Genomic DNA, 22,129 nt, shown 5'->3' with positions numbered 1-22,129 from the left:
AAGAGCGTACCCCGCAGAAGATTTTCGCCGTTTCGATCGCTCGGGGCGGCCGACGCATAAAAATTACCGTGAGCACTGACGACAATGTGGAAATGGTTACATCAACTGGCGCGGCCTGAACGGCTGTATCACGTCTGCGGCCGCTTTATCCCCTGGCTGGGGCTGGCGGCGGCGGCCTGCCTGCTGCTTGGCTGGGCATGGGGCTTTGGTTTCGCGCCGAAGGATTATCAGCAGGGCGACAGCTTCCGCATCATTTATATTCACGTGCCGGCGGCCATGTGGTCGATGGGCATCTACGCCTCGATGGCGGTGGCGGCGTTTATCGGCCTGGTGTGGCAGATGAAAATGTCCGATACCGTGGTGGCGGCGATGGCGCCGATCGGCGCGGTGTTCACCTTTATCGCGCTGGTGACCGGCTCCGCCTGGGGCAAGCCGATGTGGGGCACCTGGTGGGTGTGGGATGCGCGTCTGACCTCCGAGCTGGTGCTGCTGTTCCTTTATATGGGCGTCATCGCGCTGTACAACGCCTTTGAAGACCGCCGTCTGGCGGGCCGCGCCGCCGGGATTCTGGTGCTGGTGGGCGTGGTAAATATCCCTATCATCCATTTTTCGGTCGAATGGTGGAATACGCTGCATCAGGGCTCGACCAATATGCAGCAGTCTATCGCGCCAAGCATGCGCACCCCGCTGCGCTGGGCGATCCTCGGTTACCTGCTGCTGTTCGTCACGCTGACGCTGATGCGCCTGCGCAATCTGATCCTGTTCCAGGAGCGCCAGCGCCCGTGGGTCGCCGGGCTGGTGAATAAGGAGCGTCAGTCATGAACGCCGCATTCGATTCCTGGTCGGCGTTTTTCGCCATGGGCGGTTACGCCTTCTATGTTTGGCTGGCGGTCGCCGCCACGGTGATTTCGCTGTTGGGGCTGGTGGCGCACACCGTCTGGCAACGGCGGCAGTTGCTCGCCGAGATCGGCCGCCGTCAGGCGCGCGAGCGGCGCATTCGCCATGCGCAACAATCAAAACAAAAATCCGCCGCACCGCGGGAGAAATCATTGTGAATCCACGTCGTAAAAGCCGCCTTTATCTGGCGATCGTTGTGCTGATCGGCATCGCGCTGACCGCGACCCTGATGCTGTACGCGCTGCGCTCCAACATCGATCTGTTCTATACCCCGGGTGAGATCCTGCAGGGCAAGGGCGAAAATCATGAGAAGCCCGAGGTCGGCCAGCGGCTGCGCATCGGCGGCATGGTGATGCCCGGCTCGGTGAAACGCGATCCCAATACGCTGCAGGTCAGCTTCAAGATTTACGACGCGCGCGGCGCGATCGGCGTGACCTACACTGGCATTCTGCCGGACCTGTTCCGCGAAGGGCAGGGCGTGGTGGCGCAGGGCGTGCTGGGTGAGGGCAACGTGGTCAATGCGCGCGAAGTGCTGGCCAAACACGATGAAAAATACACGCCGCCGGAAGTGGCCGACGCGATGAAAGAGAACCACAAAGGCCCGGCGGAAGCGTATAACGCGCCGCAGGCGGAGGGCGCCAAGTCATGATGCCGGAACTGGGCAGTTTTCTGCTGTGCCTGGCGCTGGCGATTGCGCTGCTGCTGAGCATTTACCCGCAGTGGGGCGCGGCGCGGCAAGACAGCCGCATGATGGCGGTCGCCCGCCCGCTGACCTACGGCATGTTCGCCGCGATTGCGCTGGCGTTCCTGTGCCTGGTGCACGCCTTCGTGGTCAATGATTTTACCGTCGCCTACGTGGCCACCAACTCCAATACCCAACTACCGGTGTATTACCGCATCGCCGCCACCTGGGGGGCGCATGAGGGGTCGCTGCTGCTGTGGGTGCTGCTGCTGAGCTGTTGGTCGCTGGCGGTGGCGTTGTGCAGCCGGGCGATGCCGCAGGATGCGGTGGCGCGGGTGCTGTCGGTGATGGGGATGATCACCGCCGGTTTCCTGCTGTTCATTATCATGACCTCCAACCCGTTCACCCGCACGCTGCCGAATTTCCCGATCGACGGCAGCGATCTCAACCCGCTGCTGCAGGATATCGGCCTGATCTTCCACCCGCCGCTGCTGTATATGGGCTACGTCGGCTTCTCGGTCGCCTTTGCGTTCGCCATCGCCTCGCTGATGGCCGGCCGGCTCGACACCGCCTGGGCACGCTGGTCACGCCCGTGGACCACCGCGGCCTGGGTGTTCCTCACGCTCGGCATCGTGCTCGGATCGGCCTGGGCCTACTATGAGCTGGGCTGGGGCGGCTGGTGGTTCTGGGATCCGGTGGAGAACGCCTCCTTTATGCCGTGGTTGGCCGGCACCGCGCTGATGCATTCGCTGGCGGTGACCGAAAAACGCGGCACGTTCAAAGCCTGGACGGTGTTGCTGGCGATCACCGCCTTCTCGCTGTGCCTGCTGGGCACCTTTCTGGTGCGTTCCGGCGTGCTGGTCTCGGTGCACTCCTTCGCCTCCGATCCGGCGCGCGGCATGTTTATCCTCGCCTACCTGGTGATCGTGATCGGCGGTTCGCTGCTGCTGTACGCGGTCAAGGGCGGTCAGGTGCGCAGCCGGGTGCAGCACGAGACCTTCTCGCGCGAGACCTTCCTGCTGGGCAACAACGTGCTGCTGATCGCCGCCATGCTGGTGGTGCTGTTGGGCACGCTGCTGCCGTTGGTGCACAAACAGCTGGGGCTGGGCAGCATCTCGATCGGCGAGCCGTTCTTCAACACCATGTTCACCTGGCTGATGGCGCCGTTGGCGCTGCTGTTGGGCATCGGGCCTTTGGTGCGCTGGCGCCGCGATGAGCCGAGCAAGCTGTGGCGCCGCCTCGGCGTGGCGCTGTTGGCGACGCTGGTGCTGTCAATCCTGCTGCCGTGGCTGCTGCAGGACAGCATCGCCGGCATGACGGTGGTGGGCCTGATCATGGCGCTGTGGGTGATCATCCTGACGCTGATGGAGCTGCATGAGCGCGCTACCCACCGTCACGGTTTCTGGCGCGGCCTGCGCCAGCTGTCCCGCAGCCACTGGGGTATGGTGCTCGGCCACCTCGGCGTGGCGGTGACGGTGATCGGCATCGCCTTCAGCCAGAACTACAGCGTGGAGCGCGACGTGCGGATGAAGGCCGGCGACAGCGTGGATATTCACAACTATCACTTCGTGTTCCGCGACGTGCACGACATTCGCGGCCCGAACTACAGCGGCGGCGTCGGCATCATCGACGTCACGCGCAACGGCAAGCCGGAGGCGACGCTGCACGCGGAGAAACGCTACTACAGCGTGGCGCGCAGCATGATGACCGAAGCGGCGATCGACGGCGGTTTCAGCCGCGATCTGTACGCGGCGCTGGGCGAGGAGCTGGAGGACGGCTCCTGGGCGGTACGCCTGTATTACAAACCCTTCGTGCGCTGGATTTGGTTCGGCGGCGTCTTTATGGCGATCGGCGGCCTGCTGTGCATCCTCGACCCGCGTTACCGCATGAGCAAAAAACTCAAGCGCGAAGGCAAGCTGGAGGCGCATCCATGAATCGTAAGCTGCTGTTTATCCCGTTGGTCCTCTTCCTGCTGCTGGTGGCGGCGCTGATGGTGCAACTGACGCGCAACGCCGGCGGCGAAGATCCGACCATGCTGGAATCGGCGCTGATCGGCAAACCGGTGCCGACCTTCAGGCTGGAATCGCTGGATCAGCCCGGCAAAACCTACGATCAGGCGGTGCTGCGCGACGGCAAGCCGATATTGCTTAACGTCTGGGCCACCTGGTGCCCGACCTGCCGCGCGGAACACCAGTATCTCAATACGCTGGCGGCGCGCGGCGTGCGGGTGGTTGGCCTGAACTATAAAGACGATCGTGCCAAGGCGGTGACCTGGCTGAATTCCCTCGGCAATCCCTATGCCCTCAGCCTGTACGACGGCGACGGCATGCTGGGGTTGGATCTCGGGGTCTACGGCGCGCCTGAGACCTTCCTTATCGACGGCCAGGGGATTATTCGCTATCGCCACGCCGGCGACATGAACGAGCGCGTTTGGCAGCAGGAAGTGCTGCCGCTGTATAAAAAGTACGGGGGTGAGGCATGAGGCTGATTGTCCTGCTGTGCGCCGCGCTGCTGAGCTGGAGTGCCGCCGCGGCGATCGATACCTATCGCTTCAACTCCGTCGAGCAGGAGCAGCAGTATCGCGAGTTGACCGAACAGCTGCGCTGCCCGAAATGCCAAAACAACAGCATTGCCGATTCCAATGCCATCATCGCCGCCGACATGCGCACCAAGGTGTACGAGCTGATGATGCAGGGGCAAAGCAAGCAGCAGATCATCGATTATATGGTGGCGCGCTACGGCAACTTCGTCACCTACGAGCCGCCGGTAACGCCGGCGACGCTGATCTTGTGGATCGGCCCGCTGCTGTTCGTGCTGATCGGCGGGGCGGTGGTGATCCTGCGCACCCGTCGTCGGCCTGGCGCGGCGGTGGACGATGAATTCTCCGAACGGGAACGGCAGCGCCTGGCGGCGCTGTTGCAAGAGACTGACAGGAAGAAACCCTAATGGCTTTTTGGCTGATTATTTGCGTGTTGCTGGCCGGCGCCGCCGCGTTGCTGGTGGTGCCGGCGATGCGCCACGGCAAGCAGAGCGCCGCCACGCGCGATGCGTTGAACAAGGCTTTTTATCAGGATCGCCTCAGCGAGCTGGAGCAGGACGAGCAGCAAGGCGTGGTGACCGAGCGCCCGGAGCTGGTGAAAGAGCTGCAACAGAACCTGTTGAACGACATTCCCGTCGAGCAGGCGGCGCAGGCGAAGCCGATCAATCGCTGGGCGCTGGTGCCGGGCGTGCTGTTATTGCTGGCGGTGACCGTTGGCTTTTATCTGAAAACCGGCGGACTGGCGCAGGTACTGGACTGGCGCCTGGTGCAGGCGCAAATGCCGGAATTGCGCGAGCGCGTCGCCAATGAGCGCGCCAAACCGCTGAGCATGGAAGAGATCGCCCGCCTCGGGCTGGGGCTGCGCACCGCGCTGCAGCAGGACGATCGCAACATCAACGACTGGATGATGCTGGGGCGGGTCGGCATGGCGCTGAACAATGCCACCACCGCTACGCAGGCGTTTGCCCATGCTTATCAATTGGATCCGAATAGTCTGGAAGTGCGGCTCGGCTATGCCGAGGTCTTGACGCGCTCCAACGATCCGGAGGATAACAAGCAGGCGACGCAGCTGTTGCGGCGCATGATCGCGGAAAATCACGGCGATCCGCGGGTGCTGAGCCTGCTGGCGTTCAATGCCTTCGAACAGGGCGACTTCAAACAGGCGATAGGCGCCTGGCAGGTGATGCTGCAGCTGCTGCCGGCCAACGATCCGCGCGCGGAAGTGATACAGCGCAGCATTGCACAAGCAAAAGCCCAGGCCGGCGGAGAAACTGTTAAACTGAATGTGACCGTTTCGCTGTCACCGCAGGCGGCGAAAGCCCTGCCGACGCAGGGGACGCTGGTCATCTCGGTTACCGACGGCGTCAGCCCGGTGCCGGTGGCGGTAAAACAATTGCCGCTGAGCCGTTTTCCGCTGTCTTTCTCTCTGGATGACAGCAACGCCATGATGCCCGAGCGTTTACTCTCGGCACAGCATCAGGTGCAGGTGCGTGTGCGCCTCTCACAGGACGGATTGGCCACGCCGCAGCCGGGAGACTGGTTCGGCGAAAGCTCGCTGCAGACATTCAGCGGTAAAGAGCAGGTTAGCGTTCAGATAAACAAGCAGGTCAATGAAAAATAAGACCGAACGTGTTTTTATGGAGAAAAATATGAACTTTCGCCTGACTGGGGTGGCATTCGCAACGGTATTACTGGTGGGCTGTGCCAGCGCGCCAGACAAAGATCCGCAAGGGCGTTCCGATCCTTTGGAAGGATTTAACCGGACGATGTTCGACTTCAACTACAACGTCCTGGATCCTTATATCCTGCGCCCGGTCGCGGTGGCCTGGCGCGACTACGTGCCGATGCCGGCGCGTAACGGCATCAGCAACTTCACCTCTAACCTGGAAGAGCCGGCCAGCATGGTCAACGCCTTCCTGAAGGGCGATCCTTACCGCGGGATGATCCACTTCAACCGTTTCTTCCTGAATACCCTGCTCGGGATGGGCGGCCTGATCGACGTGGCCGGCATGGCCAACCCGAAACTGGCGCGCGAAGAACCCAACCGCTTCGGCAGCACGCTGGGCCATTACGATGTGGGTTACGGCCCGTACGTGATGTTGCCGGGCTACGGCAGCTTCACGCTGCGTGACGAAGGCGGCGACTTTGCGGATACGCTTTATCCGATGCTGAGCTACCTGACCTTTTGGATGTCGGCGGGCAAGTGGGTGGTCGAGGGGATCGAAACCCGCGCCCAGCTGCTGGATTCCGATGGTCTGCTGCGCAACTCTTCCGATCCTTACATCATGGTGCGCGAAGCTTACTTCCAGCGCCACGATTTCATCGCCAACGGCGGTTCGCTCAAGCCGGAAGAGAACCCGAACGCCAAGGCGATTCAGGGCGAACTGGACGAGATCGACTCGCAGTAATCACGGGCGTTACGCCAATGAAAACCCGCCGTCAGGCGGGTTTTTTTATGCCGGCGGCAAGCGGCGGGCAAAAAAAAGCGCCCCGAGGGGCGCTTTGGCTTCTTTCTCAAGCGAGATTAGAAACGGTAGTTGAAGTTGGCACCGTACAGCCAGGCCTTGCCCACCGAGTTGAAGGTGTATGGGCCTTCGTTGATGGTGACTTTCTGGCCGTGCATGTAGGACACACCGACGTCGACCGACGCGTCTTTGTTGAACGCGTAAGAGGTACCTGCGCTGACCCAGAAGCGGTCCTGATCCGGAATGGAGATAGAGCGGTTCTGTGCCGGCACCGGGCTGTCATCGAAGGCGACGCCGCCGCGGAAGGTCCAGTTGTCGTCGTAGAAGTAGGTGGTACCCAGCGCAATGCGGTAGGCATCGCGGAAGCCTTCATGCTTCTGGAACAGGGTCTGGCCGTTGCTGCCGGTGGCTCTCAGCTCCTGGAACTGGCTCCAGCTGGTGTACGCCAGGCTGTAGTGGATGGCCCACTGAGGCGCCACTTTGTTGTAGCCGGACAGTTCCCACATTTCCGGCAGGTTCAGATCCAGAGAGCCCGGGATGGTGCTGCCGCTGGTGCCCCACGGCAGACCAACGCCCAGCGCCTGGGTAATTGGGTTGTACTGTGCCGGCAGGCTGCTTTTGTAGTCGCCGTCGAACTTGATTTTCACTTCAGAACGGTAGGTGAAGCCGTAACGGTTGTTTTCGTCCACTTCGTACAGCAGGCCGGCATTCCAACCGAAGCCCCACTTATCGCCTTTCAGGTGAGAAATTTGGGTATCGCCAGGAATTTGAGCGATCATCCCGGCTTGCTGAGGCGTTAATTGACCGGTTTGCAGGCCTTGACCGGCAAGCAGCTTCGGCAATTCGCCGGCGTAGCGTTCCAGTTTGGCTCTGGCGTATACGGCGTCGAAGCCCAGACCGAAGCTGAAGTGTTGATCCAGGCGGTAAGCCCCGCTCAGATTCAGGTTCAGGGTTTCCAGATCGGTTTTGCCGCCATAAGCGCCTGCGGTGTAGCCGTCGTTGAATTCGGTCGCCAGACCGTAGTTGCTGGTGACCGATCCGCCTACGGCGAACTGATCGTTAATCGGGTGAACATAATGCAGGTTCGGCACCCAGGCGGTTGGCGCGATGTTTTTCGCATCCAGGCTGGCGCCGGAAGGGGATTTGCCGGTGATGTCTACATCCGGGTCGATAAAGACCGCGCCGATGGAAAGTTCCGGGCGGGTGTACATCATCAACAATGCCGGGTTGCGGCTCGCGGAGGCCGCCGTATCCGCCATGGCGCCTTCGCCAGAATACGAACGTCCTAAACCAGCTGCTGAGAACTCATTCAGCTGGAATCCTGCGGCAGACACGTTTGATGAAATAATTGCCACTGCAGCTGCGAGAGCTGATTTAGTCAATAGGTTTTTCTGGCTCATGACCAAAACCTCATTATGTGTTTATTATTTAAACTATGTTACGCAAGGTAACAAGGAGCGCGGGATTGTAGGGTCCGTTATCATTCAGACAAATCAGACCAGTGGCTGAAGTATAGGTCTGACCTGTGAAAATGTTGCAAGTTTGTTTTTGAAATATTTCCAACCTGATATCAAAAAAGAGATCTGCTTAACAAAAAGCCAGCAGTAAATAACAAAATTCTTACCATTCCTTAGCAGGCGCTCATTTTTATTTGTGATTTCCATCACTTAAAACACCCAGTAAAAGTAAGTGCTAGTGATTGCCGGCGCGGAAGCGTAAAATACCTACAGAATTTTGTGGCTTTGTGCCGGTGAGTAAAACGGCAATTTGGGCTGATAACCAAGGCCCTTGAGGAGAACCAATCATGTCAGATGCAATTAATAAATGCAGCGCCCAGGAAACCGCCGCGTGTTGCTGCGTGGATGTCGGCACCGTGATGGATAACACCGATTGCACCGCGTCCTACAGCCAGGTGTTCAGCAATCAACAAGATGCGGAAGCCATGCTGGCCGCCCTGAGCGAAAAGGCGCGCGCGGTAGAATCCGACCCTTGTGACATCAGCAGTAGCATTAAACCGGTTGACGGCGGCGTGCAGTTGGAGGCCGATTTCACCTTCGCCTGCCAGGCGGAAACCCTGATCTTCCAGCTCGGCCTGCGTTAATCCCCGCTTTACCCCCGGCGCCGCCTGCCGCGCGTCGGGGATTGCCTTCCCTACATCGCCCCCGATAGAAAGTGCGCCTGCTCGCAGTTTTGATCTCTGCCGGTTTGCCAAATGTAACCGTTTGGTTAACAATGACCTCATCAGGTCAGACCTCTTTCTGCCCATTGCGCTGACGTTATTTTCTTCAGGAGCATTTATGAGTAAGGCACTGCCGTTGGTGACCCGTCATGGTGACCGCATTGCGATTGTGAATGGACTGCGTACCCCCTTTGCCAAACAGGCGACTGCCTATCACGGCATTCCGGCGGTGGATTTAGGGAAAACGGCGGTGAGCGAGCTGTTGGCGCGCAGCGGTATCGATCCGCAGCTTATCGAACAGCTGGTGTTCGGCCAGGTGGTGCAAATGCCCGAGGCGCCGAACATCGCGCGTGAAATCGTGCTGGGCACCGGCATGAGCGTCCATACCGACGCCTACAGCGTGTCGCGCGCCTGTGCCACCAGCTTCCAGGCAATCGCCAACGTGGCGGAGAGCATCATGGCCGGCAGCATCAGCGTCGGCATCGCCGGCGGGGCGGACTCTTCTTCCGTTTTGCCGATCGGCGTCAGCAAGGCGCTGGCACGCACGCTGGTGGACGTCAACAAGGCGCGTACGCTGTCGCAGCGTCTCAAACTGTTCAGCCGGCTGAAATTCCGCGATCTGATGCCGGTACCACCGGCGGTGGCGGAGTATTCCACCGGGCTGCGCATGGGCGATACCGCCGAGCAGATGGCGAAGAGCCACGGCATCACCCGCGAGGCGCAGGATGCGCTGGCGCACCGTTCCCACGAGCTGGCGGCCAAGGCCTGGCAGCAGGGGTGGCTGCGCGACGAGGTGATGACCGCCTACGTGCCGCCTTACCGCGCGCAGCTTTCTGAAGACAACAACATCCGCAAAGATTCCAGCCTGGCGTCCTACGCCAAGCTGAAACCGGCGTTCGATCGCAAGCACGGTAGCGTCACCGCGGCCAACAGCACACCGTTGACCGACGGCGCGGCGGCGGTGTTGATGATGAGCGAGTCGCGCGCCAAAGAGCTGGGGCTGCAGCCGCTGGGCTATTTGCGCAGCTTCGCCTTCGCCGCCATCGACGTGTGGGAAGACATGCTGCTGGGGCCTTCCTACGCCACGCCGCTGGCGCTGGATCGCGCCGGTATCGGCCTGGCCGATCTGACGCTCATCGACATGCATGAAGCCTTCGCCGCGCAAACGCTGGCTAACCTGAAGATGTTCGCCAGCGAAGAGTTCGCCCGCGAGAAGCTTGGCCGCAGCCAGGCGATCGGCGAAGTGGACATGGACAAATTCAACGTTCTGGGCGGTTCCATCGCCTATGGCCACCCGTTCGCCGCCACCGGCGCGCGCATGATCACCCAGACGCTGCATGAGCTGAAACGCCGCGGTGGCGGGCTGGGCCTGACCACCGCCTGCGCCGCCGGCGGGTTAGGGGCCGCGATGATCGTGGAGGTGGAATGATGAGCTTTGAAAACGCATTGCATGAACAGCGCGCCAAGCCGTCGGCCTTTCAGCTGACGATTCGCCCCGACAACATCGGCGTGATCACCATCGACGTACCGGGCGACAAGGTGAATACGCTCAAGGCCGAGTTCGTCGAACAGGTGAACGACGTGCTGATCCGGGCGCAACAGCATACCGCGCTGGAAGGGTTGGTGATCGTTTCCGGCAAGCCGGACTCGTTTATCGCCGGCGCCGACATCACCATGATTGCCGCCTGCACCAGCGCCAAAGAGGCGGAAACGCTGGCCAAGAAAGGGCAGAGCACGCTGGCGCAGATCGCCGCGTTCCCGGTGCCGGTGGTGGCGGCCATTCACGGTGCCTGCCTGGGCGGTGGGCTGGAACTGGCGCTGGCCTGCCACGGCCGCGTCTGTTCGCTCGATGACAAGACCGCGCTCGGGCTGCCGGAAGTGCAGCTGGGCCTGCTGCCGGGCTCCGGCGGTACGCAGCGCCTGCCGCGCCTGGTCGGCGCTGCCAAGGCGCTGGACATGATCTTGACCGGCAAGCACATTCGTGCCCGCCAGGCGCTGCGCATGGGGTTGGTTGACGACGCCGTGCCGCAGTCGATTCTGTTGCAGACCGCTATCGAGCGGGTGAAACAGGGCTGGAAACATCAGCGCGAGCTGCCGTGGCAGGATCGCCTGCTCAACGGCCCGCTGGGCAGAAATCTGCTGTTCAGCATCGTGCGCAAGAAAACGTTGGCGAAAACCCACGGCAACTACCCGGCGGCGGAGCGCATCATTCAGGTGGTGCGCACCGGGCTGGATCACGGCAGCGCCAGCGGTTATGAGGCCGAAGCGCGCGCCTTCGGCGAACTGGCGATGACGCCGCAGTCGGCGGCGCTGCGCAGCCTGTTCTTCGCCTCCACCGCGCTGAAAAAAGAGCGGGGCGGCAATGCTCAGCCGCGCGCCCTGCACCGCGTCGGCATTCTCGGCGGCGGTCTGATGGGCGGCGGCATCGCCTGCGTCACCGCCACCCGCGGCGGTTTGCCGGTTCGCATCAAAGACATCAATGAAACCGGCATCAATCACGCGCTGAAATACAGCTGGGACGTGCTCGGCAAGCGGGTGCGCAGCAAGCGCATGCGCCCGGCCGAGCGGCAAAAACAGATGATGCTGATCTCCGGCTCTACCGATTACACCGGCTTTGAACAGGTGGATGTCGTGGTCGAGGCGGTGTTTGAAGATTTGGCGCTGAAGCAGCAGATGGTGGCCGAGGTCGAAGCAAACTGCGCGCCGCATACCGTGTTCGCCTCCAATACCTCCTCGCTGCCTATCGGCCGCATCGCCGAAAAAGCCCAGCGGCCGCAGCAGGTGATCGGCTTGCACTACTTCAGCCCGGTGGACAAGATGCCGCTGGTGGAAGTGATCCCGCACGCCGGCACCAGCGAAGAGACCATCGCCACCACCGTGGCGCTGGCGCACAAGCAGGGCAAGACCGCCATCGTGGTGGGCGACAGCGCCGGTTTTTACGTCAACCGCATCCTGGCGCCGTACATCAACGAAGCGGCGCGCTGCCTGCTGGAAGGCGAGCCGATGGAGTCGCTGGACAAGGCGCTGGTGGACTTCGGTTTCCCGGTCGGCCCCATCACCCTGCTGGATGAAGTGGGCATCGACGTCGGTACCAAGATCATCCCGGTACTGGTCGAGGCGCTGGGGCCACGCTTCGCCGCGCCGGCTGCGTTCGATGCGGTGCTGAAAGACGGGCGCAAAGGGCGCAAGAACGGCCGCGGCTTCTATCTCTACCCGAGCGAAGGGCAGCAGCGGCAGCGGCGCAAACGTGCGGATACCTCATTGTATACGCTGCTCGGCGTCACGCCGAAGGCGCACATGCTGCCGGCGACCGTCGCTCAACGCTGCGTGATGATGATGCTGAACGAAGCGGCGCGCTGCCTGGACGAAGGCGTGATCCGCAGCGCGCGCGACGGCGACATCGGCGCAGTGTTCGGCATCGGCTTCCCGCCGTTCCTCGGCGGCCCGTTCCGCTATATGGACGAACTCGGCGCCGAGAAAGTGGTGAAGACGCTGGACTACCTGCGTCAGCAGCACGGCGAGCACTTCGCCCCGTGCGAACGCCTGCAGCGCATGGCGCAGCAGGGCGAGCGCTTTTACCCGCTGGGGAGCTGAACGCAGGGCGGCCCGATTTGCACTATAGTTGCAACAGGGCCGCGTTGTGATCGCCATCACTCCTTGCAACAGCGTCAGCCGGTGAGGCTGTACAGCGAGGCGGAGGCAGCGGTAAGTTAGCTTGACCGCCATCAATAAATTTCATGGCGGCAAGGTTAAAATTTAACCCGTTGAATTGCTTGTTCTGTGAGCAATCGAGGTTTGCCCGGAGAGGATTGCTGTAAAAAACAGCGTTTTCTTTACGCAAACTTTCAGGCAAAATGCCCGGCCGCCATAAAGAGACGGCGCGTTATCGTTTTAAAGCTTTGGCTTTGGGTTGTAAAACTCGGCGGTACAGCACGCACGGCGTTTCTGTATAGCGTTACTTTGTCAACAACAGCGGTGCAATATGCAAGTTTTGATTATGCGTCACGGAGAGGCGGCGCTCGAGGCAGCCAGCGATGCGGTAAGGCCCCTTACACTATGCGGCCGCGACGAGTCCCGTCAGATGGCGGCCTGGTTGAACACCAAGTCTGTGGATATTGAACGCGTGCTGGTCAGCCCCTATCTGCGGGCCGAACAGACGCTGGCGACGGTGCGTGAAGCCTTGACGCTGCCGGAGGGCGAAGAAGTGCTGCCCGAGCTGACGCCGGGCGGCAACGCCGAACAGGTCGGCAGCTATCTGCAGGCGCTGGCGATGCAGGGGGTGAGCTCGGTGCTGATCGTGTCGCACCTGCCGCTGGTGGGCTATCTGGTGGCCGAACTGTGCCCGGGCGAGTGCCCGCCGATGTTTGCGACCTCGGCGATTGCCAACGTCGATCTGCCGGCGGACGGCAGCTACGGCAAGTTTGAATGGCAGGTCAGCCCGTCGCAGGTGATGGCCAAAGTGTGAGCTGCGGATGCGGTGCAGAATAAACTCAGGGCGATGTCTGACATCGCCCTGAGTCGTTTCTGCGGGTCTACTCGGCCAGCTCCACCAACAGCAGGATGGCGGCGTTGCCGCCCCATTCCTTCGGCGCCTGGTGGAACGCCAGCACGTCGGGATGCTGCGCCAGCCACAGCGGCGTTTGCTGTTTGAGAATGTGTTTGCCGTGCCCGTGCATCACGCAGGCGCAGTGCACGTGTTCACGTTTGCAGGCGGCGATCAGCGCCCCCAGCTCCTGCTTGGCCTGCAGCTGGGTCAGGCCGTGCAAATCGAGAAACAGCTCCGGCGAATAATCGCCGCGTCGCAGCTTCTTCAGCTCATACGGGCTGCTGCCGGGGCGCACGTAGCGCGTCGGGCCCTCTTCTTCCAGCTGCGGCTGGTATTCATCTGAAAAATAATAGCTGGCATCGACCTGCTCCTGCAGCAGCCGCTGCGGGGTAATCTGTTTGACCTTGGGTTTCGGCGGGCGGTGGACGATGGTGTCCTGGCGCAGCTTTTTCGCGCCCGCCACCGACTCTCTGAAGAGCTGTTGTTCGTCTTTGCTCAGAGGGGGCTTGTTCTTCATGCTTCATTCACCGGAAATCGTTTATTTCGCTAGTTTACCTTGTGAACGAGCGCTGTCGACGCAAAACTCGGGCCAGAATGAAAAGCGCGAGGGGCAAGCGTGATTTGTCGCGGGCTTCATGGCAAACTATGCGGCTAAATCATGAAACACAGCGCCTGCCGGAGGGCAAATTGGACAAAATTTTCGTCGACGAAGCAGTGAACGAACTGCACACCATTCAAGATATGCTGCGCTGGACGGTAAGCCGTTTCAACGCCGCCAATATCTACTATGGTCACGGAACCGATAATCCGTGGGACGAAGCGGTGCAATTGGTGCTGCCAAGCCTGTTCCTGCCGTTGGATATTCCGGAGGACATGCACACCGCCCGTCTGACCTCCAGCGAGCGCCATCGCATCGTTGAGCGCGTGATCCGCCGCGTCAACGAGCGCATCCCGGTTGCCTACCTGACCAACAAGGCCTGGTTCTGCGGCATGGAATTCTACGTCGACGAGCGCGTACTGGTGCCGCGTTCGCCGATCGGCGAGCTGATCAACGATCGCTTCAGCGCGCTGATCCCACACCCGCCACGCCATATTCTCGACATGTGCACCGGCAGCGGCTGTATCGCCATCGCCTGCGGCTACGCTTTCCCGGAGGCGGAAGTGGACGCGGTGGACATCTCCAGCGAGGTGCTGGCGGTGACCGAGTGCAACATTCAGGCGCACGGCGTCGAACATCAGGTGATCCCGATCCGTTCCGATCTGTTCCGCGACGTTCCCGCGATCCAGTACGATCTGATCGTCACCAACCCGCCGTACGTCGATGCGGAAGACATGTCCGATCTGCCGCAGGAGTTCCGCTTTGAGCCGGAGCTGGGCCTGGCGGCGGGCAGCGACGGCCTGAAGCTGGTGCGCCGCATCCTGGCCTGCGCGCCGGACTACCTGACCGACGACGGCGTGCTGATTTGTGAAGTGGGTAACAGCATGGTACACCTGATGGATCAATATCCGGACATTCCGTTCACCTGGCTGGAGTTCGAAAACGGCGGCGACGGCGTGTTCATGCTGACCAAACAGCAGCTGGTGGATTGCAAGGAACACTTCAGCCTCTACCGCAGCTAAACCGCATTTCCAGGGCCCGCACGGCGGGCCTCATAACGATACAAGACTAACGGTAAGGAGCCGTGATGGCAGGAAACAGTATTGGGCAGATTTTCCGCGTCACCACCTTCGGTGAATCTCACGGGGTGGCGCTGGGTTGTATCGTCGACGGCGTGCCGCCCGGCATTCCGCTCACCGAAGCCGATTTGCAACACGATCTGGACCGCCGTCGTCCGGGCACCTCGCGTTACACCACCCAGCGCCGCGAACCGGATCAGGTGCGCATTCTCTCCGGCGTATTCGAAGGCGTGACCACCGGCACCAGCATCGGTTTGATCATTGAGAACACCGATCAGCGCTCACAAGACTACAGCGCCATCAAAGACGTGTTCCGTCCCGGGCATGCCGACTACACCTACGAACAGAAATACGGCCTGCGCGACTATCGCGGCGGCGGCCGTTCTTCGGCGCGTGAAACCGCCATGCGCGTCGCGGCGGGCGCTATCGCCAAGAAATACCTGCAGCAGAAGTTCGGCGTGCAGGTACGCGGCTATCTGGCGCAGATCGGCGACGTGACCTGCGAGCTGAAAGACTGGGATCAGGTCGAGCAGAACCCGTTCTTCTGCCCGGATCCGGACAAGCTGGAAACGCTGGACGAACTGATGCGCGCGCTGAAAAAAGAGGGCGACTCCATCGGCGCCAAGGTCAGCGTGATCGCAGAAAACGTGCCGGTTGGCCTGGGCGAGCCGGTATTTGACCGTCTCGACGCCGATCTGGCGCACGCGCTGATGAGCATCAACGCGGTGAAAGGCGTGGAGATCGGCGACGGATTCGCCGTGGTGACCAAACGCGGCAGCGAAAACCGCGATGAAATCACCCCGGAAGGCTTCCAGAGCAACCATGCCGGCGGCATTCTCGGCGGCATCAGCAGCGGCCAACCGGTGGTGGCGCATCTGGCGCTGAAGCCGACCTCCAGCATCATGGTGCCGGGCCGCACCATCAATCGCCAGGGCGAAGCGGTGGAAATGGTCACCCGCGGTCGCCACGATCCGTGCGTGGGCATCCGCGCCGTGCCGATCGCCGAAGCGATGATGGCGATCGTGCTGATGGATCACCTGCTGCGTCAGCGTGCGCAAAACGGTGATGTGGTTTCCGACGTGCCTCGCTGGTAATCGCCATGAAAAACTGGATGTTGGGCCTGGTGGCCCTGACGGCCTCCGCCTCCGCCATGGCGCTGACGCCGTGGCAGAAAATCGATCACCCGGTGGCCGGCGCGCCGCAGGCGGTGGGCGGTTTCGCCAACGGCTGCATCATCGGCGCGCAGCCGTTGCCGCTGAACTCACCGAACTACCAGGTGATGCGTACCGACCAGCGCCGCTATTTCGGCCACCCGGATCTGCTGGCGTTTATTCAGCGCCTCAGCAGCCAGGCGAACCAGAAAGCGCTGGGCACGGTGCTGATCGGCGATATGGCGATGCCGGCCGGCGGCCGCTTCAGCAGCGGCCACGCCAGCCACCAGTCGGGGCTCGACGTCGACATCTGGCTGCAGCTGCCGCGCCAACGCTGGAGCGCGCAGCAATTGCTGAAACCACAGCCGATCGACCTGGTATCAGGGGACGGCAAACAGGTGGTGGCCAGCCAATGGCAGCCGCAAATTGAGTCGCTGATCAAGCTGGCGGCGCAGGACGCGGAGGTGACGCGCATCTTCGTCAACCCGGCGATCAAGCAGCGCCTGTGCCTGGATGCCGGCGCCGATCGCGCCTGGCTGCACAAGGTGCGCCCGTGGTTCGGCCATCGTGCGCACATGCACGTGCGCCTGCGTTGCCCGGCCGGCAGCCTGGAGTGCCAGGAGCAGGATACGCCGCCGCCGGGTGACGGCTGCGGGGCCGAACTGGCGAGCTGGTTCGTGCCGCATCAGCCTAACGCCAAGCCGGGCAAATCCGTGCCGCCGCCGTTACCACCGACCTGTCAGGCATTGCTGGATCACCATTTCTCAGCGGAATAACACATGGACTGGTTTGTCATTGGCCCCGAGATGCTCGGGGTGTTGTTTGCGGTAGCGCTGCTGGCGGGGTTTATCGATTCCATCGCCGGCGGCGGTGGGTTGCTGACGGTACCGGCCCTGCTGGCGGTGGGGGTTCCCCCGGCGCAGGCGCTGGCCACCAACAAACTGCAGTCGGTCGGCGGCTCCTTCTCCGCCAGCCTGTACTTTATTCGTCGGCGTGCGGTGAACCTCAACGACCAAAAGCTGACGATATTTCTGACGCTGATCGGTTCGATCGCCGGCGCCATTCTGGTGCAGCATATGCGCGCCGATTTGCTGCGGCAGATGTTGCCGTTGCTGGTGATCGGCATTGGCCTCTATTTCCTGCTGATGCCGCGGCTGGGTGAGGAAGATCGTCAACGCCGCCTCGGGGCCTTGCCGTTTGGGCTGGTGGCCGGTGGCTGCGTCGGGTTTTACGACGGTTTCTTCGGCCCCGGTGCCGGGTCTTTCTACGCGTTGGCCTATGTGACGCTGTGCGGTTTTAACCTCGCCAAGTCCACGGCGCATGCCAAGGTGCTGAACTTCACCTCCAACGTCGGCGGGTTGGCGCTGTTCATCATCGGCGGCAAGGTGGTGTGGAGCATCGGTTTGGTGATGCTGGTGGGGCAGGTGCTGGGGGCGCGTCTGGGGGCGCACATGGTGCTGACCCGCGGGCAGAAGCTGATTCGGCCGATGATCGTGATTGTCTCGCTGGTGATGAGCCTCAAGCTGCTGTACGACAATCACGGCGCGGAAATTCAGCAGTGGTTGACCGCCTTGGTGCACGGTTAAAGATGAAGAGGGGGCGTTGCTTACGCGCCCTATCTTATCGGGTATAATGGCCTCTTTATTTTTGTGGTTATAGAGTTTTTATGTCAGACACGCAGACCCGCTATCACTATGAACAGCTGATCGAGATCTTCAATCAGTGCTTCAGCGATGATTACAACACCCGCCTGGTGAAGGGCGACGACGAGCCTATCTATCTGCCGGCCGACGACGAACTGCCGTATCACCGCATCGTGTTCGCCCATGGCTTCTACGCCAGCGGCCTGCACGAAATCTCGCACTGGTGCATCGCCGGCGAAGCGCGCCGCCAGTTGGTGGACTTCGGTTACTGGTATTGCCCGGACGGGCGCGACGCGCAAACCCAGAGTGAATTCGAAGCGGTAGAGATCAAACCGCAGGCGCTGGAATGGATGTTCTGCGTGGCGGCCGGTTTCCCGTTCAACGTCAGCTGCGACAACCTGAACGGCGACTGCGAGCCGGATCGCATCGCGTTCCAGCGCAAGGTGCGCGCCCGGGTATTGGCGCTGCTGGAGCAGGGAATACCCACACGGCCTGCGCGCTTTATTCAGGCGTTGCAATCGTTCTACAATACGCCACCGTTGGCGGCCGAGCATTTTCCGTACCCGGAAGATCTCAACTGACGCCACAGCCCGCTATTTAATGTGGAAATTTGATGATCGCAGAATTCGAAGCGCGCATTTTGGCGCTGATTGATGACATGGTAGAGCACGCCAGCGATGATGAACTGTTTGCCGGTGGCTACCTGCGCGGTCATCTGACGCTGGCGGTGGCCGAAGCGGAAGAGCGGGGTGAGCACACTGCCGAAGCGCTGAAGGCGCGGGTGGAAGAGAGCCTGCACAAGGCGATCGCCGCCGGGGAACTCTCGCCGCCGGATCAGATCCTGGTGCGCGGCATGTGGGAAAACCTCTATCAGGCCGCCACGCCTGCCGCCTGACCGCCATGCCGGGGCGCATCACCGCGCCCCTCATTTATGAATTAAACCGCACGCCCTTTCAGCAGCTTTCGTATCCACATCCGATTCGGATTCAACGCCGCCAGCAGGCGCGCATCGCCCGGCAACGGTTCGCCGAACAGCTGCGCCGCCAGAATTTCCGCCGCCAGCGGCGCCGAGCACAGCCCGCGCGATCCCAACCCGCCGATAGCGAACAGGCCGGGATAGACCGGCGCATCGGCGACGGTTTCGCCGCGCTGGTTCTGCCGCTGCAAATCCTGATACTGCGTCACCGTGGCCTGATAGTCCGGCAGCGCGCCGACCATCGGCAAATGATCGCGGGTGGCGCTGCGCACGCCGCAGCGCGCCTGATGAGCGCTGACGTCCACCTGCTGCGGCCAGGCCTGCTCAGGTAGGCAGCGCAGCAGGCGCTCGCGGTTTTCCTGTTGCTCCTGCTCGCGGTAGTCGGTGGCGGTGTCGCCACGCTGGTAGCTGGCGCCGATGCAGTGTTGGCCGTTGTTGGCATTGACCGGCGTCAGGTAGCCGTCGTAGCACAAGACCTGTTTCAACTGACCGAGGGCCGGCGAGCTTGGGATGTGCGACACCTGCCCGCGCACCGAGTACAGCGGCAGGGCTTGCGTCGGAGCCAGCTCGGCCAACCGGTGCCCGTTGGCCAGGATCACCGTCGCATGGCGGTGGCTTTCGCCGTGGGTGAAGTCGATACGCCAGCCGTTTTCTTCACGCGCCAGCGCCTGCGCGTCGTGCCGGTAGCGGCAGACCAGACCCTGCCGCTGCGCCAGCGCGATAGCGCCGCGCGTCAGCTCGGCCGGGCAGAGCCAGCCGCCCTGCGGGTAGGTGATGCCGCCAAAGCCGGTATCGACGCCGCACAGTTCACTGAGCGTCTCGCGGTCGGCCGCCATCGCCAGCGCCGGCGGCCAGTCGGTTTTCAGCATATTGGCGATCTTGGCCCCACTCTTTTCGTCGTAGGCCAGCTGGCTGACGCCGCACCACTGGTGATCAAAGGTGACGCCTTGTTGCAAGAGGGTGTCGTATTGACGACGGGCGAAGGGAAACGCGGCGCTGAAGAAACTCTCCAGCGCGTCGCCGCTGCCGTTCAACAGAGGATAAATCGCCCCCTGACGGTTGCCGGAAGCGCCCTCGGCCGCCTGCTCGTCGGCGCAGTACAGCGTGACGCTGGCGCCGCGCCGCAATAAGGCCAATGCGGTGAGCGCGCTGGCGACGCCGCCGCCGATCAGGGCGATGTCGGCGGTGTTGTCCGCCGCCGGACGCCGATACCAGGGCGCCGGGTGGGGTGTAGGCTGCGTATCGGCCGGCAGACCGCCGGCGAGCATCTCACGTTTTTGGCCAAAGCCTTTGCAACGGTTGACCTGAAAACCGGCCTGCTGCAAGCCGCGGCGCACGAAGCCGGCGGCGGTAAAGGTGGCGAAGCTGCCTTCCGGCCGGGCGAAACGCGCCATGGCGGCGAACAGTTGCTCGGTCCACATGTCGGGATTTTTGGCCGGTGCGAAGCCGTCGAGGAACCAGGCGTCGACCTGGTTATTCATGCTGGCGTCGAACTGAGGCAGCAATTCGTTGACGTCACCGAACCACAGATCGAGCGTAATGCGGCCTTCGGCCAACAGCAGGCGATGGCAGCCCGGCAGCGGCAGCGGCCATTGGGCGCGCAGCTCGTCGGCATAGGGAGCCAGCTCCGGCCAGCGCGCATGCGCCGCCGCCAGATCGGCCTGCTGCAGGGGGAATTTTTCAAAGCTGATAAAGTGCAGGCGTTGCAGCGCGGCGTCCGGCTCGGCCTGGCGGAAGCCCGCGAAGGCCTGCCACAGCGTAAGGAAATTGAGCCCGGTGCCGAATCCGGTTTCCGCCACCACCAACAGCGGGCGCGGGTGAGTGGCGAAACGCTGCGGCAGCCGGTTGCCGTGCAGGAAGACATAGCGGGTTTCTTCCAGCCCATCCTGATTGGAAAAATAGACGTCATCAAACTGTTTCGAAACAGGTGTACCCTGTTCGTTCCAGGTTAGCGTTGCGGTTTGGATGGGGGCGTGGTTCACGGTCAATAGCTCGAAATTCAAGGGATGCCGCGAATTCTAACGGCGCTGGCGCCCAGGCGCAAACTGGACAACAATAAAGCTGAAAAACGCTGATCGGACTTGTTCGGCTTACATCTGTACGCTAAAGTGCGATGCAAAATCCCGTAGGTAAATAGTGGAAGAGGTATTGAATGAAACGTGCAGTGATTACTGGCCTGGGAGTTGTCTCCAGCATTGGTAATAACCAGCAGGAGGTCCTGGCGAGCCTGCAGGAAGGACGTTCTGGGATCACTTTCTCCCAGGAACTGAAAGATTCCGGCATGCGTAGTCACGTATGGGGGCAAGTTAAGCTCGACACGACCGGCCTGATCGACCGCAAGGCGGTGCGTTTCATGAGCGATGCTTCCATCTATGCCTTCCTGGCGATGCAAGAAGCGATCGCTTCTTCCGGCCTGAAGGAAGAAGAGTATCAAAACAACCCGCGCGTGGGCCTGATCGCCGGTTCCGGCGGCGGTTCTCCGCGCTTCCAGGTGTTCGGCGCCGATGCGATGCGCAGCCCGCGCGGCCTGAAAGCGGTTGGCCCGTACGTGGTCACCAAAGCCATGGCTTCCGGCGTTTCCGCCTGCCTGGCGACGCCGTTCAAAATCCACGGCGTAAACTACTCCATCAGCTCCGCTTGCGCGACCTCTGCACACTGCATCGGTAACGCGGTTGAGCAAATTCAGCTGGGCAAACAGGACATCGTGTTCGCCGGCGGCGGCGAAGAGCTGTGCTGGGAAATGGCCTGCGAGTTCGACGCGATGGGCGCGCTGTCCACCAAGTACAACGACACGCCGGAAAAAGCCTCCCGCACCTACGACGCCGATCGTGATGGTTTCGTCATTGCCGGCGGCGGCGGTATGGTCGTGGTTGAAGAACTGGAGCACGCGCTGGCGCGCGGTGCGCACATCTACGCAGAAATCGTTGGCTACGGCGCAACGTCTGACGGCGCCGACATGGTTGCGCCATCGGGCGAAGGCGCAGTACGCTGCATGAAGATGGCGATGCAGGATCTGGATGCGCCTATCGACTACATCAACGTGCACGGCACCTCCACGCCGGTAGGCGACGTGAAAGAGCTGGGCGCGATTCGCGAAGTGTTCGGCGACAATACCCCGGCTATCTCCTCCACCAAGGCGATGACCGGTCACTCGCTGGGCGCCGCAGGCGTGCAGGAAGCGATCTACAGCCTGCTGATGCTGGAGCACGGCTTTATCGCGCCGAGCATCAACATCGAAACCCTGGATGAGCAGGCGGCCGGCATGAACATCGTGACTCAGCCGACTCAGCGCGAGCTGACCACGGTGATGTCCAACAGCTTCGGCTTCGGCGGCACCAACGCCACCCTGGTGATGCGCAAACTGGCGAAATAAT

Annotated in this window: 22 protein-coding genes; 19 read left to right on the top strand and 3 right to left on the bottom strand. The window is 61.8% G+C overall.

Going from position 1 to position 22,129, the window contains the following annotated elements:
• Positions 1–84: 84 nt before the first annotated feature.
• From AC4PR2_RS12260 to mlaA, 8 genes are read left to right on the top strand one after another with little or no spacing between them, the layout of a single operon-like run.
• Positions 85–822, top strand: coding sequence for a heme ABC transporter permease (locus AC4PR2_RS12260; RefSeq protein ID WP_004936270.1), 738 nt, complete (start codon positions 85–87; stop codon positions 820–822).
• The gene (gene ccmD, locus AC4PR2_RS12255) at positions 819–1,055 is read left to right on the top strand and encodes a heme exporter protein CcmD (RefSeq protein ID WP_039564913.1); all 237 of its coding nucleotides are present in this window, start codon (positions 819–821) and stop codon (positions 1,053–1,055) included. The genes AC4PR2_RS12260 and ccmD overlap by 4 nt, the downstream gene beginning before the upstream one ends.
• Positions 1,052–1,546 (top strand): cytochrome c maturation protein CcmE, encoded by a 495-nt coding sequence (gene ccmE / locus AC4PR2_RS12250; protein WP_004936264.1) that lies wholly within the window; start codon positions 1,052–1,054, stop codon positions 1,544–1,546. The genes ccmD and ccmE overlap by 4 nt, the downstream gene beginning before the upstream one ends.
• Positions 1,543–3,513: a heme lyase CcmF/NrfE family subunit gene (locus tag AC4PR2_RS12245; protein WP_492175160.1), complete on the top strand. Its 1,971-nt coding sequence runs from the start codon at positions 1,543–1,545 to the stop codon at positions 3,511–3,513. The genes ccmE and AC4PR2_RS12245 overlap by 4 nt, the downstream gene beginning before the upstream one ends.
• Positions 3,510–4,061: a DsbE family thiol:disulfide interchange protein gene (locus AC4PR2_RS12240; protein WP_033653726.1), complete on the top strand. Its 552-nt coding sequence runs from the start codon at positions 3,510–3,512 to the stop codon at positions 4,059–4,061. The genes AC4PR2_RS12245 and AC4PR2_RS12240 overlap by 4 nt, the downstream gene beginning before the upstream one ends.
• Positions 4,058–4,525, top strand: coding sequence for a cytochrome c-type biogenesis protein (locus AC4PR2_RS12235; RefSeq protein ID WP_038876524.1), 468 nt, complete (start codon positions 4,058–4,060; stop codon positions 4,523–4,525). The genes AC4PR2_RS12240 and AC4PR2_RS12235 overlap by 4 nt, the downstream gene beginning before the upstream one ends.
• Positions 4,525–5,739 (top strand): c-type cytochrome biogenesis protein CcmI, encoded by a 1,215-nt coding sequence (gene ccmI / locus AC4PR2_RS12230; protein ID WP_330112959.1) that lies wholly within the window; start codon positions 4,525–4,527, stop codon positions 5,737–5,739. Before AC4PR2_RS12235 ends, ccmI begins: the two co-directional genes overlap by 1 nt.
• Positions 5,740–5,767: 28 nt before the next feature.
• Positions 5,768–6,526, top strand: coding sequence for a phospholipid-binding lipoprotein MlaA (mlaA, locus tag AC4PR2_RS12225; RefSeq protein ID WP_049200138.1), 759 nt, complete (start codon positions 5,768–5,770; stop codon positions 6,524–6,526).
• A 116-nt stretch (positions 6,527–6,642) separates the two neighbouring features.
• Here the strand turns inward: mlaA and fadL are convergent, their stop codons facing one another.
• Positions 6,643–7,983, bottom strand: a complete 1,341-nt coding sequence (fadL, locus tag AC4PR2_RS12220) for a long-chain fatty acid transporter FadL (RefSeq protein WP_087763423.1) — start codon at positions 7,981–7,983, stop codon at positions 6,643–6,645.
• A 404-nt stretch (positions 7,984–8,387) separates the two neighbouring features.
• Between fadL and AC4PR2_RS12215 the strand changes: the two genes are divergently transcribed.
• The 4 genes from AC4PR2_RS12215 to sixA all read left to right on the top strand — a co-directional run bounded on the left by AC4PR2_RS12215 (position 8,388) and on the right by sixA (position 13,227).
• The gene (locus AC4PR2_RS12215; protein ID WP_072145088.1) at positions 8,388–8,684 is read left to right on the top strand and encodes a YfcZ/YiiS family protein; all 297 of its coding nucleotides are present in this window, start codon (positions 8,388–8,390) and stop codon (positions 8,682–8,684) included.
• 196 nt (positions 8,685–8,880) lie between these two features.
• Complete coding sequence (gene fadI, locus AC4PR2_RS12210) at positions 8,881–10,191, top strand: acetyl-CoA C-acyltransferase FadI (protein WP_033653729.1); 1,311 nt, start codon at positions 8,881–8,883, stop codon at positions 10,189–10,191.
• Positions 10,191–12,356, top strand: coding sequence for a fatty acid oxidation complex subunit alpha FadJ (gene fadJ, locus AC4PR2_RS12205; RefSeq protein ID WP_084827331.1), 2,166 nt, complete (start codon positions 10,191–10,193; stop codon positions 12,354–12,356). The genes fadI and fadJ overlap by 1 nt, the downstream gene beginning before the upstream one ends.
• A gap of 388 nt (positions 12,357–12,744) precedes the next feature.
• Entirely contained in the window at positions 12,745–13,227 is a 483-nt protein-coding gene (gene sixA, locus AC4PR2_RS12200; protein WP_004936230.1) for a phosphohistidine phosphatase SixA, read from the top strand.
• 67 nt (positions 13,228–13,294) lie between these two features.
• Here sixA and smrB read toward each other — a convergent pair whose 3' ends face one another.
• Positions 13,295–13,825, bottom strand: coding sequence for an endonuclease SmrB (gene smrB, locus AC4PR2_RS12195; RefSeq protein ID WP_060419981.1), 531 nt, complete (start codon positions 13,823–13,825; stop codon positions 13,295–13,297).
• Positions 13,826–13,995: 170 nt separating this feature from the next.
• On the opposite strand from smrB, the gene prmB reads away from it, so the two are divergent.
• The 6 genes from prmB (at position 13,996) to AC4PR2_RS12165 (ending at position 18,674) form a co-directional block, all read left to right on the top strand.
• A complete protein-coding gene (gene prmB / locus AC4PR2_RS12190) occupies positions 13,996–14,928 on the top strand; it encodes a 50S ribosomal protein L3 N(5)-glutamine methyltransferase (RefSeq protein WP_197803800.1) in 933 nt (310 codons plus the stop codon).
• A gap of 65 nt (positions 14,929–14,993) precedes the next feature.
• A complete protein-coding gene (gene aroC / locus AC4PR2_RS12185; protein ID WP_159318335.1) occupies positions 14,994–16,079 on the top strand; it encodes a chorismate synthase in 1,086 nt (361 codons plus the stop codon).
• Between the two features lie 5 nt (positions 16,080–16,084).
• Positions 16,085–16,912 carry a penicillin-insensitive murein endopeptidase gene (gene mepA / locus AC4PR2_RS12180; RefSeq protein ID WP_038876512.1) on the top strand — a complete coding sequence of 276 codons (828 nt, stop codon included), beginning with the start codon at positions 16,085–16,087 and terminating at the stop codon, positions 16,910–16,912.
• Between the two features lie 3 nt (positions 16,913–16,915).
• Positions 16,916–17,722: a sulfite exporter TauE/SafE family protein gene (locus AC4PR2_RS12175; protein ID WP_025303718.1), complete on the top strand. Its 807-nt coding sequence runs from the start codon at positions 16,916–16,918 to the stop codon at positions 17,720–17,722.
• Positions 17,723–17,802: 80 nt separating this feature from the next.
• Complete coding sequence (locus AC4PR2_RS12170) at positions 17,803–18,360, top strand: elongation factor P hydroxylase (RefSeq protein ID WP_084827332.1); 558 nt, start codon at positions 17,803–17,805, stop codon at positions 18,358–18,360.
• 32 nt (positions 18,361–18,392) lie between these two features.
• The gene (locus AC4PR2_RS12165) at positions 18,393–18,674 is read left to right on the top strand and encodes a YfcL family protein (RefSeq protein ID WP_084827333.1); all 282 of its coding nucleotides are present in this window, start codon (positions 18,393–18,395) and stop codon (positions 18,672–18,674) included.
• Positions 18,675–18,715: 41 nt separating this feature from the next.
• Here AC4PR2_RS12165 and mnmC read toward each other — a convergent pair whose 3' ends face one another.
• Positions 18,716–20,737 (bottom strand): bifunctional tRNA (5-methylaminomethyl-2-thiouridine)(34)-methyltransferase MnmC2/FAD-dependent 5-carboxymethylaminomethyl-2-thiouridine(34) oxidoreductase MnmC1, encoded by a 2,022-nt coding sequence (gene mnmC / locus AC4PR2_RS12160; RefSeq protein WP_336842842.1) that lies wholly within the window; start codon positions 20,735–20,737, stop codon positions 18,716–18,718.
• A gap of 170 nt (positions 20,738–20,907) precedes the next feature.
• Here mnmC and fabB point away from each other — a divergent pair, with 170 nt between their 5' ends.
• Complete coding sequence (fabB, locus tag AC4PR2_RS12155) at positions 20,908–22,128, top strand: beta-ketoacyl-ACP synthase I (RefSeq protein ID WP_016926857.1); 1,221 nt, start codon at positions 20,908–20,910, stop codon at positions 22,126–22,128.
• The last annotated feature ends 1 nt before the right edge of the window (position 22,129 follow it).

The organism is Serratia sp. A07, assembly GCF_058725505.1.
The sequence above is the reverse complement of the archived record's forward strand: the minus strand, read 5'-3'. Positions and strand labels throughout refer to the sequence as shown.

What these genes read in the sequence shown, in the direction of transcription:
- ccmD (WP_039564913.1), top strand. Translation starts at nt 819, where the DNA reads ATGAACGCCGCATTCGATTCCTGGTCGGCGTTTTTCGCCATGGGCGGT.
- ccmI (WP_330112959.1), top strand. Translation starts at nt 4,525, where the DNA reads ATGGCTTTTTGGCTGATTATTTGCGTGTTGCTGGCCGGCGCCGCCGCG.
- fadI (WP_033653729.1), top strand. Translation starts at nt 8,881, where the DNA reads ATGAGTAAGGCACTGCCGTTGGTGACCCGTCATGGTGACCGCATTGCG.
- AC4PR2_RS12245 (WP_492175160.1), top strand. Translation starts at nt 1,543, where the DNA reads ATGATGCCGGAACTGGGCAGTTTTCTGCTGTGCCTGGCGCTGGCGATT.
- sixA (WP_004936230.1), top strand. Translation starts at nt 12,745, where the DNA reads ATGCAAGTTTTGATTATGCGTCACGGAGAGGCGGCGCTCGAGGCAGCC.
- AC4PR2_RS12215 (WP_072145088.1), top strand. Translation starts at nt 8,388, where the DNA reads ATGTCAGATGCAATTAATAAATGCAGCGCCCAGGAAACCGCCGCGTGT.
- AC4PR2_RS12175 (WP_025303718.1), top strand. Translation starts at nt 16,916, where the DNA reads ATGGACTGGTTTGTCATTGGCCCCGAGATGCTCGGGGTGTTGTTTGCG.
- fabB (WP_016926857.1), top strand. Translation starts at nt 20,908, where the DNA reads ATGAAACGTGCAGTGATTACTGGCCTGGGAGTTGTCTCCAGCATTGGT.
- aroC (WP_159318335.1), top strand. Translation starts at nt 14,994, where the DNA reads ATGGCAGGAAACAGTATTGGGCAGATTTTCCGCGTCACCACCTTCGGT.
- AC4PR2_RS12165 (WP_084827333.1), top strand. Translation starts at nt 18,393, where the DNA reads ATGATCGCAGAATTCGAAGCGCGCATTTTGGCGCTGATTGATGACATG.
- fadL (WP_087763423.1), bottom strand. Translation starts at nt 7,983, where the DNA reads ATGAGCCAGAAAAACCTATTGACTAAATCAGCTCTCGCAGCTGCAGTG.
- AC4PR2_RS12170 (WP_084827332.1), top strand. Translation starts at nt 17,803, where the DNA reads ATGTCAGACACGCAGACCCGCTATCACTATGAACAGCTGATCGAGATC.
- AC4PR2_RS12235 (WP_038876524.1), top strand. Translation starts at nt 4,058, where the DNA reads ATGAGGCTGATTGTCCTGCTGTGCGCCGCGCTGCTGAGCTGGAGTGCC.
- fadJ (WP_084827331.1), top strand. Translation starts at nt 10,191, where the DNA reads ATGAGCTTTGAAAACGCATTGCATGAACAGCGCGCCAAGCCGTCGGCC.
- AC4PR2_RS12260 (WP_004936270.1), top strand. Translation starts at nt 85, where the DNA reads ATGTGGAAATGGTTACATCAACTGGCGCGGCCTGAACGGCTGTATCAC.
- AC4PR2_RS12240 (WP_033653726.1), top strand. Translation starts at nt 3,510, where the DNA reads ATGAATCGTAAGCTGCTGTTTATCCCGTTGGTCCTCTTCCTGCTGCTG.
- mepA (WP_038876512.1), top strand. Translation starts at nt 16,085, where the DNA reads ATGAAAAACTGGATGTTGGGCCTGGTGGCCCTGACGGCCTCCGCCTCC.
- mlaA (WP_049200138.1), top strand. Translation starts at nt 5,768, where the DNA reads ATGAACTTTCGCCTGACTGGGGTGGCATTCGCAACGGTATTACTGGTG.
- smrB (WP_060419981.1), bottom strand. Translation starts at nt 13,825, where the DNA reads ATGAAGAACAAGCCCCCTCTGAGCAAAGACGAACAACAGCTCTTCAGA.